The sequence below is a fragment of the Bacillus sp. AP8 genome, from assembly GCF_000321185.1.
GTDB lineage: Bacteria > Bacillota > Bacilli > Bacillales > DSM-1321 > Bacillus_AD > Bacillus_AD massilioanorexius.
Genome location: NZ_CAPG01000033.1, coordinates 1 through 12,897, shown reverse-complemented (window position 1 = coordinate 12,897; position 12,897 = coordinate 1). Strand labels below are relative to the sequence as shown.

Here is a 12,897-nt window from a genome sequence, read left to right as displayed (position 1 = left end):
TAAGGTTATTCTGAATAGGGAGGAGCTACCATCATGGCTGCCATATTAACGGTTGAAAATCTCACGTTAAAATTTGGAGGATTAACGGCTGTAAACGAGTTGTCTTTTTATGTGGAAGAGAATTCGATTTCTAGTATTATTGGTCCCAATGGTGCAGGGAAAACTTCGGTATTTAACATGATCACGGGTTTTTATACACCAACGAGCGGAAAAATCGAATTGCATAATACAAGTCTAGTAAATAAAAAGCCTAGTCAAATAACACAGCTTGGCTTAACGAGAACCTTTCAAAATTTACGGCTTTTTCCTAACCTATCTGTACTTGATAACGTGAAGTCCGGCATGCATAGTAGAACAAAGCAAACGGTTTTCGGCTCCATTTTTCATACAAAAGCACAAAAATCTGAAGAACAGTTAATTGAAGAAGTTGCACTCAAATGTATTGATTTTGTGGGGATAACTAAATATAAAAATCGAGCTGCTAAAAATTTACCCTACGGAGCTCAGAGATATTTAGAAATTGCAAGAGCTTTAGCAACTCAGCCAAAATTACTTTTGCTAGATGAACCAGCAGCAGGTTTAAACTATGCGGAAAAGCAAATGTTAATTAGTTTAATACAACGAATACGTAAAGAATTCAACATTACGGTTTTGATGATTGAACATGATATGGGATTAATAAAACAAATCTCTGAGAACATCATTGTTATTGATTATGGAACAAAAATCGCTGAAGGCACTGCTGAAATGGTATTAACGAATCAAAAGGTAATTGAAGCCTATTTAGGGAAGGAGGAAGTTATTTGAAGCCTCTCTTAAAGCTGGAAAATATCAACTCCTATTACGGTAAGATACATGCGTTAAAAGATGTGAGTATGGAAATTAATCAAGGTGAAATTGTTGCCTTATTAGGAAGTAACGGAGCAGGTAAGAGCACGACTTTAAAAACAATTTCCGGTATTATTAAACCGAAAAATGGGTCTATTACGTGGAATGGTGAAAATATAGTTGGTAAATCTGTTCACAGCATTGTTGAAATGGGGATTATTCATGTTCCGGAAGGCAGACGTATTTTTGGTGGATTAACCATTTTAGAAAATCTTGAATTAGGTGCCTTTACTGTTCGAAAAAATAAACAGGCTGTTCAAGACGGTATTGAGAATGCTTTTAACCTATTTCCGAGGCTTAAAGAACGACAAAAACAGTTAGCAGGTACTCTTAGTGGAGGAGAACAACAAATGCTGGCTATTAGTCGAGGGTTAATGGCACAACCGAAATTGTTAATGCTCGATGAGCCATCAATGGGACTTGCACCAATTATTGTACAAGAAATAATGGAAAATATACGTTCCATTAGTAAGACAGGAACTACAATATTATTAATTGAACAAAATGCCAAGGCTGCGTTAAAATTAGCAGATCGTGGATATGTAATTGAAACATCACAAATCATTATGCATGAGCCAGCAGAAGTACTACGAGCAGATGATAAAATAATCAAAGCTTATCTTGGCGCATAAAGAATTATGTAAGAGAGAAAGGGGCTCTATCAAAAGTGTCATTGTACCTTGCAACGACTTTTTGATACAGCCTCTTTCTTTAGGGGAAAAGTATAGTGTTGTAGTCAATGGGAGGCTTCTTTTAGATTTTTTATTCATTGATGATGATAATTGTCTTTCTAACAAGTCATTTTCCAAATAAGAAGGCTGTTTTAGCTAAGTGATTTAACAGATTTCTTATCTGTCATTTTCGCAAAAAGAAGTAATTTACCTTGTTTATTAATCTAAAAGATTACACTATTCGATATGTTTTTTTGTTCGAATGTATATAGTAAGGTTAGTGCATATCCTTTATAGTAATACAAGAAATATATGGAAGTATATCGAAAGATATGTTTATATATATGAATTATGAAGGGTGTGATGTTGAGTGATTACTCAGATAATCAAAGATCAGTTGATTGCTATAGTAGGAGAAGAGAACTATGAGGATTCAAACACAAGCAGGCTTGTATATTCTTATGACGCAACTCCACAATTTCAATCAATGCCCGATGCAATCATAGCACCTAGAAATACGGCGGAAGTGTCAAAGATTGTAGCAATATGTAATGAAAATAGGATTCCTATTGTTCCAAGAGGGTCGGGAACGAACCTCTGTGCAGGTACTTGTCCTACTAATGGTGGACTAGTATTACTATTTAAACATATGAACAAAATTTTAGAAGTAGATGAAGAAAATTTAACGATTACTGTTCAACCTGGAATCATTACTCAAACATTAATTGATGAAGTGGAAAATAGGGGTCTTTTCTATCCTCCTGATCCAAGTTCTATGAAAATTTCTACTATAGGAGGCAACATCAATGAAAACTCTGGAGGTTTACGCGGTTTAAAGTATGGCGTCACTCGAGATTATGTCTTAGGGCTAGAATTTGTTTTAGCAAATGGTGATGTAGTTCGTACTGGCGGGAAATTAGCTAAGGATGTTGCAGGTTATGATTTAACGCGATTAATAGTAGGCTCGGAAGGTACGTTAGGTATTGTGACAGAAGCAACTTTAAAGTTGATTCCTATTCCTGAAGATAAGCAAACCTTGCTTGCGTTATATGATGATCTGGAAGCAGCTGCGAAAACGGTTTCGAAAATAATAGCTAATAAAATTATTCCTACTACTCTTGAATTTCTAGATCAACCAACTCTTCAAGTAGTAGAAGACTTTGCAAAGATTGGACTCCCGACAAATGTTGCGGCCGTGTTGTTAATTGAACAAGATGGCTCAAAAGAAGTGGTATCCCGTGATATGAAATTAATGGAGGACATATGTATAAACGAAAAAGCCATTTCCGTTCAGTTAGCTGAATCAGAAGAACACGCAATGGCCTTGCGAACAGCAAGACGTTCAGCATTATCCGCTCTTGCTCGGTTAAAGCCTACAACAATTCTAGAAGATGCCACAGTACCACGATCAGAAATTGCCATAATGGTTGCTGCTATAAATGAGATTGCAGAAAGAAATCAAGTGGATATTTGTACATTTGGTCATGCAGGGGATGGTAATCTTCATCCAACTTGCTTAACAGATTCTCGAGATAAAGATGAAATAGAAAGAGTAGAACAAGCTTTTAAAGAGATTTTTGAAAAAGCCATTGAATTAGGTGGGACGATTACTGGTGAACATGGTGTAGGTGCTATGAAATCACCCTATTTACAACTGAAACTTGGTAATGAAGGGATTGATATGATGCTAGCGATTAAACAAGCATTAGATCCTAATAATATTATGAATCCTGGAAAAATATTCACTGATGAGACACGTAAACGTGTGGTGGTAATGAAATGACAACAAGTATAGAACGAGAAAAAATTCAAGATGAATTTAAAAACAGAATGGATGAAGATCAGTTATTAAACTGTATGCGTTGCGGTTTCTGTCTGCCATCGTGCCCCACCTATATAGAATCAGGATTTAAAGAGTCGCATTCTCCACGTGGGCGAATAGCCTTAATGAAGGCGGTTGTTGATGGTGTGATAGAGCCAGATGAGGATGTTGAGCGATCTTTAGAGCTTTGCCTAGGATGTAGAGCCTGTGAACCAGTTTGTCCTTCTGGGGTTAAATATGGACACTTATTAGAAGAGGCACGAGACATTATCAATCAAAATAAAAAGCACTCTGCACCAGTGAAGATGGTTCGTAAAATGGTATTTGAAGACATGTTTCCGTATCAAAATCGAATGAGAAATATGATGTCTTTAGTAAGAATCTATCAGAAATCTGGGTTGCAGCATGTAGCGAGAAAACTTGGAATCGTGGATGTATTACCAAAGAATCTGGCAGCAATGGAACAAATTCTACCTGAAATACCATCCTTAAAACAAATGCGAAACAGACCTCATAAATTGGAATCAATTGGACCGAAGAAAAAAAGAGTGGCTTTTTTTTCTGGGTGTTTGATGGATACAATGTTTATGAATACAAATGATGCTACTATGAAACTTTTACAAAATGCAGGATGTGAAATCGTCATTCCAAAAGCACAAGCCTGCTGTGGAGCCTTACATGGACATAGTGGCGAAAAAAATGGAGCAAAAGAATTAGCAAAGAGGAATATCGCTGCCTTTGAAGAGTCGAAGATTGATTATATTGTTTCCAATGCTGGTGGTTGTGGCGCTTTCCTAATTGAATATGATCATTTGCTAAAAGATGAGCCTGAGTGGAAGGACCGTGCGGTGAATTTTGTGAAAAAGATTAAAGATATAACGAATATATTAGTAGAATTAGATTTTCATCTAAAATCTCTATCTTTGCCTAATCAAATTATTACCTATCAGGATTCCTGTCATCTTCGGAATGTAATGAAGACTTCAGAGCAACCGAGAATACTCCTAAAATCAATTAAAGGAGTAGAGTTTAGGGAAATGAAAGGAGCAGATCATTGCTGTGGATCTGCGGGGATTTACAACATAGTTGAATCAGAAATGTCTTTGCAAATATTAGATCATAAAATGGAAAAAGTGAAACAGACACATGCAACAACCATTGTAACTGCTAATCCTGGTTGCTTGCTTCAAATGAAATTAGGGATTGAAAGAGAAGGATTATCGCATTGTACTCGAGCTGTACATATTGTGGATTTATTATTAGAAGCTAGTGAACATGACAAAAAAGACGTTTTTGGATAAAGGTCTAAAAATTCAGATAATAAAAGACAGATTTTTGGTTTCGAATATATTATTATTGGAATTTATCGATTTTATAATAGAAATGAATAATTTAATGGGGATAATTTACTTTCCTGTTAGTTTGTTTCATATATTGGATAAAAAGGAATGGTGAATTCAATGAGTAAAAAAGTATTAATCGTAACAGGAGATGCAGTTGAAGCGTTGGAATTAATGTATCCTTATTATCGTTGTCTTGAAGAAGATGTACAGTGTACAATTGCTTCACCAGTACAAAAGAAGCTGCAAACAGTCGTTCATGATTTTATCCCAGAAATGGAAACGTATACAGAAAAATTAGGTTACGTAATCGAATCACATACATCCGTTGACTCTGTTGATCCAGCTGAGTACGATGGCTTAATTATTCCAGGTGGTCGGGCTCCAGAATATATTCGTTTGAATTCAAAAGTACAAGAATTAGCAGCTCATTTCTTAATAGAGAATAAACCGATTGGTGTCATTTGTCATGGTAGCTTAGTTCTAACTACCGTGAGAGAATACATTAAAGGTAGAACAATGACAGCTTATCCAGCATGCAGACCGGAAGTTGAAGCAGGAGGAGCAACGTTTAGCGAGAACAATTTATATGTGGAAGATAATATTGTTTCAGGGCAAGCATGGCCTGATTTACCAGGCTTTATGAAAGAATTTTTAAAATTGTTAAATAAATAGTCAAACAAAGAACAAATGTCTCATCATAATGAACGAGACATTTGTTCTTTATTTAAAGGCTCTATTCTATCGTTGGGGTTATTTTTGTCAAGAAAAGATTGGGTGTTAAACTGGTGGGTTAGCTTTTGCTAACCGAAAGTAAACGTATGGAAGCAATTAAACTCTATTTGATAAATAATACAGATTTTATATAAGGAGTTGCTTCTTCACCTCTTGTATGGGATATCAATAGTACTTAACTTTTGCAAATAAATGGGCTTGATAATTAACTCATTATTCAGGAAATTTATTTTGCAATTGAAATATTTACGTTTATAATTAAAATTATATGTAAGTAAACAGTTTATTTAAATATACTATTTTCATAAATAATACAGTGAGGATCGAAAAAGCAATGATAAGTAGAGATACATCACTTAGAGAAAAGAATATTGTTTTCATTGGCTTCATGGGTGTAGGGAAAACAACTATTGGGAAATTAGTTGCCAAAAAATTATATAGAAGTTTTGTCGATATTGATGAAGTGATTGAAGCTGAGTATGGAATGAAATGTTCGGAAATATTTAATACGATTGGTGAAAAAGCCTTTCGAACCAAAGAAAAAGAAGTTATTTCACATTATTGTCAACAAAAATCAAAAATTATTTCAGTCGGTGGAGGAGCCTTTTTACAGGAGGAAGTTCGAAATATTTGCTTGTCAACTTCAATCGTGATTTTTTTAGATTTATCATGGGATTCCTGGAAGGAGAGAATTCATCTCATTATTGATAGCCGACCTGTTTTACAAGGGAAAACAATTGAGGAAATAGAAGAGTTATTTTATGCAAGACAAAAAATATATGCTGTTCATAATTCGAGAGTGCAAACGGATCATCAAGATATCGAAGAAGTAGCAGATTATATAGTAGAATCATTAAAGCTCGCTTGGGATTTATATGAGCCTAATAAATAGATATTGGATTGATATTAACGCGTTGTAGGAGCTAACCTTACTTTAATATTTTTGTATGTCGGAACCTACAAGTAAAATAAGACAAGCATAAGAAGCAGATATGTGTACTATCCATTAGTGCTGTATGATGCTTCTATTTTTACTGACTAGTTATCTATAAATTTTGAAATTCGCAAGTATGAATCATTTATTTGGTTAATTACTTTCAAAATGGTGGTGAAAATCATATTGAATATACTTCCTGAGCTTGCAATGAAAATAATTCGTGAAGTGCAACAAGTTATTAATGAAGATATTATTGTTGTTGATTTGAACAGTGTTATTATTGCTTCTACGGATTCTAGTAGAATAGGGACTTTTCACGAAGGTGCTCAAAGAGTTTTGAAATCAAAAAAGAAATTGTATATTAATAAAGACATGATTTCGGAGCTAAAAGGTGTAAAAGAGGGCATAAATATGCCGATTATGTTGGGAACGAATTTAATTGGAGTGGTAGGGGTAACTGGAAATCCAAAAGAAGTCGAACCATTTGCAGAAATGATTAGAAGAATGACAGAATTAATTCTTCAAGAGGCAAGATATACAGAACAAATGGAATGGAAAAATACGGGCTTACAATCTTATTTCTATGAGTGGGTAAATTTAACGCATGTTGATCGAGATTTTTTAGACAGGGGTATTCTAATGGACATTCCTGTACATCAGACACATATATGCTGTTTAATACAAGTTGAAATGTCAGAATTAAGTGAAAATGACACCCGTTGGATTGAACGTGAGTATTATGAGTTATTTCACCATTTTTTTTCTGAGGGTACCGACTATATTATTCGCTTTGGACAAGGAAGATATTTATTACTAAAGAATTGTAAAAAAGAATTAAAACGATCGAGGCTTATATTTGAATTAGAAGAGCTACAAAAAAGCTTTGCGAACAAGTTTAACAGCTATCTTTATATTGGAGTTGGTAAAACACCTGGCACATATCTGATCAATCAATCATACAAGGAGGCAAAGAAGGCGTTAAAAGTTTCTGAAAAGCAGCATCAAATCGTTTTTTATGAAGATTTAATTATTGACGTTGTTCTGGAAGAAGTTTCTCTTGAAATGCAAAAAGAATATATTGATCGTACCATAAAAGTATTAATGCGTCAGCCAGAATTACTTGTTACTTTACAGTCTTATATTAATAATAATCAATCGATTAAAGAAACCTCTAAAGAGCTTCATTTACATATTAATACGCTTCACTATCGACTAAAACAAATTAAAGATTTAACATCCATTGATCCTAAGGAAACGGAAGGGATTGTACTATTTTATTTAGCTATGATGTTTTTTCGAAATCTAGAAAAAGATCAAAAATCTCGTAATGCAGTGGTTTATGAACAATCTCATTCTTTTTAATAGAAAGAGTCTCGAAAGTGTTTAAAGCTACCTTTGAGACTCTTTTTTAGTATTTTTATTTGATTTGTCTAGCTTCTGTCATTTGTTTCCAAACAGAACCTTTTGCTTCTTCTCCATGTTCTATTCGATCTATAGCCATTTTTACTTGCATAGCTACTTCAAATTCCGTATCATTTTCGGCTTGTTTTAAAGCGGAAAGAACAGTTTCATCTCCTAATTCGTATAAAAACATGGCCGCTCTCCATCTAACGAGTTTACTTTTGTCTTGAAGTGCAACTGCCATCTCATTCATAGCTTCCTCAAAACCTAAATCTGATAAACAGTCACCAGCGGTTCTTCTTACTGCTGGATTTTTATCATGAAGACCTTTATATAATCCGTTCAAGACTTTTTTATCCTCGATCATGCCTAAATATACTACGGCTAATCTACGAATGGATGTTTTAGAATCTTCTAAGGCTTTTTCTAATAAAGGAATATCTTCAATTGTAGGATCTTCCATTTGATCTAATGCTTGATAACGTTTTTCCCAATTATCATTAAGAAGCATCTCTTCTGTTAATTTGATCTTTGGTTTTCTTTCGAGCGCTTTTTTAGTGGATAAGGCATGAGCTTCATCTACTAACTGCTGTAATCTTTCAAGTGGAAAAGAAGCGATGATTTCTTCGGCTACTTCAGCCCCAATTTTATCCATATTTCCATAGCGATAACCATAGTCAGTCCATTTTCTAAGTAATACAACATTATCACCTTGTTGTTCGGCTTCGTGAATGGCTTTGATAAAATGATCGGGTAGTCCAAATCTTTTTTCCTCATTCCCATCATTTAATTTAATTTGCATAGGAATTCCTTTAAATTTTTGAATTTGAACAGATACCTCACCAAAATGATCGAGAATAACCTGATTGGAATCTTCATTACTAGATTCCTCACCGAAAATTTGACGGATTTGCATTAATAGTTCTTTCCAATCGAATTTAGCATTGCGTTCTACTGCTAAGAAATCCGCTACATGGTAAACTCCCTTTATTCCATCAATAGACAAGATTTCTTGAATGAGTTGAGGAGCCTGTTCAGCCTGATCTTTCTTATAATTATTACTTTTACCTGATGGTAATTCTTCTGATAAATTTATTTTCATTGTATTTGGGCTTGGTGTTGGCTCAATAGAGATAATCTTCAATGAAATTCACTCCTAGCTTTTTAAATTTTCAATAGTGTTATAATCAATCTAGGCATATGTTTGCCTATAGGCAATTCGTAAGTATCAGGTTGCATTATCAATGTATGTAGGAAAGATTGAATCGTATAATTAGGTATGATATGAATAATATAACGAAATGTTAGTCATAGATTCATATACTGATTTCATCTTACCTAAAATAATGTGAACAAATCAAACCACATGCATTAATGAAGGCTTGTTTACATTGAAAAATTTCAATTAACGATACATAAAGATGGTTTTCATGTTCGAAAACAGAAAAATCGGGAATAGTATGTTGGATAACGATTGTTGAAGGAGGATTATTTTAATGATTGAAAATGTCAAAGGAACAGTTACTTTACATAATGGAGTGAAAATGCCGGGTTTTGGTTTAGGAGTGTATAAATCAGAAGATGGGAAGGAAGTTATTAATAGTATAAAAAATGCAGTAGAAGCAGGTTATCGTTTAATTGATACAGCAGCTTTTTACAATAATGAAATAGGTGTCGGCCAAGCAATTAAAGAAGTTCAAGTTCCAAGAGAAGAACTATTTGTCACTACCAAAGTATGGAATACAGATCAAGGATATGAACAAACTTTAGCTGCTTTCGAAACTAGTTTGCAAAAGTTAAATCTGGACTATATCGATTTATACTTAATACACTGGCCAGTTCCAGGAAAATATATCGATACATGGAGAGCATTAGAAAAGCTGTATCGAGAAGGTAAGGTTAAAGCAATTGGTGTTAGTAACTTCCAAATTCATCATATAGAAGATTTAATACGTGAATGTGAGATAGTACCTATGGTTAATCAAGTAGAACTTCATCCTCTACTATCACAAAAGGAGCTACGTGAATATTGTGCTTCAAAAAATATAATGGTAGAAGCATGGTCACCGATTGCGAGAGGTAGATTATTTGATCATCCGACACTTATTGAGATAGCAGCAAAGTACCGTAAATCTATTGCACAAATAATACTACGCTGGGATATACAGCATGGAATCATTACAATTCCTAAATCAGTAAAAAAAGAACGTATCATTGAAAATGCAAGTATTTTTCAATTTGAATTAGACTCTGATGATATGAAGAAAATAGATGAATTAAATGAAAATAAGAGATTTGGTCAAGATCCTGACAATTTTAATTTATAAAACCACTGGACTATGGTATAATAATAGTATATAAGAAGTTATCAAAAGTGATTGTAGACCTTGTAAATAGGAGGTTCTCATTACTAGCAAGGCGTTTGCTTTGAATGATAACGAACGGCTATGGCTCTTTGTGCATTCTTTGCAACGAAGGGCCTTTTATATATTGTAAGTAAAAATATTGTTTTAATTTGTATAAGCTGTATGCAGTATATTTCATGTTAATCTGTTGAACGGATAAATAATCTTTTAGGAGTGGATTATTATGAATATAAACGGTATGGTACGAGGTTTTATAAGTAAGGAATATGACCCGGAATATTTTTTAAAACATATAGCCATTACGATTGAACATCAATTAAAAGAATGGGATCCATACTATGAAGTGTTGATCATGAAAATGGTTGATTATCATTTCATAGTCAAGAATAAGGGTGAATACTACACAATAATCATTTCTGAAGAAGAAGTTAGAAACCTTCAAAAAAAAGATTTGTTTGCTCTAGATCAATTTATTTGGAAGGAATTAACGCGTCAAGGAGTCATTTTATATAAAGGATACGGCAACTATCTAGAAAATGTATTATCTGATATGTAAGCAATGAGATGATTACGTATCGGAAATTCTGAATAAATAATCTTTAAAGAGTTTATAAAAAAGGATTGTCTTCTAAGATAAAATGCAGTAATATACTAATACAAGCTGCGTTGTGCGTATGAATGATTAAGTTTTAACCTTTATGCTAGAATAGGGAGTTTTATTATTAAAACGAAAATGACAAGCCTCTGTCTATATGACAAGGAGGACATGCAAAGGCGTTTTTGCGAACACCCACTTTGTGAAGTGGTGGTTTAAAACTTTCTTACATGGATACGGCAAAGGCGGCTCTTAATACGATATGACATGAGGATGTAATAGAAAGCTTTAAGGCTTTTTATCGCATCCTTTTTTTATTTTACTAAATATTAAATAGGGTGAAATCCCTAAATAAATACACTAAGATCTTTTGATTACTTTTGACATATACTTAACTGCTATTTTTGACTTACTTGCTTCTCTTGAAGGAGTCTCAAGGACAGAAAAGCATAATAAAAGTTAAGCCAAGCTGTTTAAAAGTATCTACAGAACTTTTAGACAGCTTGGCTTTATTGTTTTATAGCAACACTTATATCTTATAAGCTTAATTCAGAAAGTAATGCTTTTTTTTGGACTTATTATTTTGATTAAACAAGATAGAGGGTTGTGTAAAATGATAATCTGGTAAACCATCAATGGATCTAACGTACTGATGATGATGTAGGTTGACACTTTTAGATAGTGTTAGTGCTGTCGTTGGACATGCCTCTACACAAGCTGCAGTCAAACCTGATTCTAATCTGGATGAGCACATCTGACACTTGACGACCTTTTGTGTTATAGGATCATATTGTGGTGCATGATAAGGACAAGCATCGAGACAATTCATACAGCTTGTACAACGATTTGCATCAATTTCTACGATACCATTTGTTCTTTTTATAAACGCATTCTCAGGACATACACGAAAGCATTCTGGGTTTTGACAATGATTACAAGAAATTGATATGTATGTGGCAAAAGAATGTTTAATCACTTTTCTTCTACTAATTGTACAATTATCATCATTTTCACTTTTACAAGCAACCTCACAAGCTTTACAACCAATACAAAGTTCAGGGTTAAAGATAAATCCTAATTGTTTTTCCACATTAAACACTCCATTTTCGAATATCTACAAAACGATCATAAAAAGGTTGCTTTTCTTCATTAACCTTTTTTTCCTTTAATACAGTAAATTGATTTATCCGATTTTTTCCAGATTGGAAACTTAATATAACATTATGAGGTAAAGTGGAATTTATTTTGATACGAGATGTAAAAGATGCATTTGCATTAAATACTTCGACCACACAACCTTCTTCTAAACCTCTTTCAATTGCAATGTTTTCTGATAATTGGATATAGCCCGTATCATATTTTTTTGAAAGCCCTATCATAGAATGGGATGAAGAAGAATGAATCGATAAAAATTGATAAGGAAAAGCGTCACTTTGTTCCTGATTCATCGGTACATGAGCTTGATTTTGGGTAAAAGGGAATAGCTTAAATTTAGTTTCTTCAGCTAATAAAGTGGAAGCTTTTTCTTTTCTTTGCTTCGGTCCTTTTAATAAATCGCTCCAATCTTTAATCGTATACAATTCCATTATTTCGGCAGTTAGTTCCTCTTTTATCCAATCAATGGGTTCTTTCTCATATGGAAAGTTAGAAAAAAAAGGTGAAAGCTCATTTAGTTTTTTTGTCAGTTCTCTTGCAATTTGGAGATCACTTTTCGCTTCGTAGTATGGATCTATAGCTTTTTGATTGAAAGAAAGCCAATGGTGCCAATAACTTACGCACAAATCCTCTTCCTCAAAATGTGTTGCAGCTGGAAGTACAAGATCAGATTGTTCAGCTGTCTCTGTCATGTACAAATCGACTGTCACTATTAAATCCAGCTTTTGTATTAATTGATTCCAAGCCTCAAAATTTTGATCTTGAATGAGTGGATTCCTTGAAGAAACCCATAATAATTTTAATGGAGGATCATTTAAATATCTTGCTTTTTCAGCAAAATGATTAATATCAATTACGCGTGATGATTTTATCGAATGATGCTTCAATGGTTCATGATTTAGAAGGGACATTGGAAAGCATTCTTTACCATAGTGCGAATAATAAACACCACCGTATGATTTGATACTTCCTGTTAAAGCAGCTAAA

Annotated in this window: 12 protein-coding genes and 1 other RNA gene; 10 read left to right on the top strand and 3 right to left on the bottom strand. The window is 33.7% G+C overall.

Translation table 11 applies throughout. The features are described from left to right. Positions 1-33 precede the first annotated feature (33 nt). From BN349_RS07820 to BN349_RS07785, 7 genes are all read left to right on the top strand, one after another. A complete protein-coding gene (locus BN349_RS07820; protein WP_019241732.1) occupies positions 34-807 on the top strand; it encodes an ABC transporter ATP-binding protein in 774 nt (257 codons plus the stop codon). Further along, entirely contained in the window at positions 804-1,520 is a 717-nt protein-coding gene (locus BN349_RS07815; protein ID WP_019241731.1) for an ABC transporter ATP-binding protein, read from the top strand. Before BN349_RS07820 ends, BN349_RS07815 begins: the two co-directional genes overlap by 4 nt. A gap of 409 nt (positions 1,521-1,929) precedes the next feature. Then, positions 1,930-3,342, top strand: coding sequence for a glycolate oxidase subunit GlcD (gene glcD / locus BN349_RS07810; protein WP_019241730.1), 1,413 nt, complete (start codon positions 1,930-1,932; stop codon positions 3,340-3,342). After that, positions 3,339-4,682 (top strand): (Fe-S)-binding protein, encoded by a 1,344-nt coding sequence (locus tag BN349_RS07805; protein WP_019241729.1) that lies wholly within the window; start codon positions 3,339-3,341, stop codon positions 4,680-4,682. Before glcD ends, BN349_RS07805 begins: the two co-directional genes overlap by 4 nt. A gap of 159 nt (positions 4,683-4,841) precedes the next feature. Next, positions 4,842-5,396: a DJ-1/PfpI family protein gene (locus tag BN349_RS07795; RefSeq protein ID WP_026089229.1), complete on the top strand. Its 555-nt coding sequence runs from the start codon at positions 4,842-4,844 to the stop codon at positions 5,394-5,396. Between the two features lie 394 nt (positions 5,397-5,790). Beyond that, on the top strand, positions 5,791-6,348 hold the full coding sequence (locus BN349_RS07790) for a shikimate kinase (RefSeq protein ID WP_019241726.1): 558 nt from the start codon (positions 5,791-5,793) through the stop codon (positions 6,346-6,348). A 228-nt stretch (positions 6,349-6,576) separates the two neighbouring features. Next, on the top strand, positions 6,577-7,755 hold the full coding sequence (locus tag BN349_RS07785; RefSeq protein ID WP_019241725.1) for a CdaR family transcriptional regulator: 1,179 nt from the start codon (positions 6,577-6,579) through the stop codon (positions 7,753-7,755). Positions 7,756-7,810: 55 nt separating this feature from the next. Here BN349_RS07785 and BN349_RS07780 read toward each other — a convergent pair whose 3' ends face one another. After that, positions 7,811-8,938 (bottom strand): conserved virulence factor C family protein, encoded by a 1,128-nt coding sequence (locus tag BN349_RS07780; RefSeq protein ID WP_019241724.1) that lies wholly within the window; start codon positions 8,936-8,938, stop codon positions 7,811-7,813. Positions 8,939-9,290: 352 nt separating this feature from the next. Here BN349_RS07780 and BN349_RS07775 point away from each other — a divergent pair, with 352 nt between their 5' ends. From BN349_RS07775 to ssrS, 3 genes are all read left to right on the top strand, one after another. After that, a complete protein-coding gene (locus BN349_RS07775; protein ID WP_019241723.1) occupies positions 9,291-10,121 on the top strand; it encodes an aldo/keto reductase in 831 nt (276 codons plus the stop codon). Positions 10,122-10,383: 262 nt separating this feature from the next. Beyond that, complete coding sequence (locus tag BN349_RS07770; protein ID WP_019241722.1) at positions 10,384-10,716, top strand: hypothetical protein; 333 nt, start codon at positions 10,384-10,386, stop codon at positions 10,714-10,716. A gap of 99 nt (positions 10,717-10,815) precedes the next feature. Then, a non-coding RNA gene (gene ssrS, locus BN349_RS25305) (6S RNA) lies at positions 10,816-11,011 on the top strand. A gap of 288 nt (positions 11,012-11,299) precedes the next feature. Here ssrS and BN349_RS07765 read toward each other — a convergent pair. Beyond that, positions 11,300-11,845 (bottom strand): 4Fe-4S dicluster domain-containing protein, encoded by a 546-nt coding sequence (locus tag BN349_RS07765; protein WP_019241721.1) that lies wholly within the window; start codon positions 11,843-11,845, stop codon positions 11,300-11,302. Position 11,846: 1 nt separating this feature from the next. Further along, positions 11,847-12,897 (bottom strand): molybdopterin-dependent oxidoreductase (locus tag BN349_RS23625; RefSeq protein WP_019241720.1); only part of this gene is annotated, 1,051 nt, incomplete at its 5' end.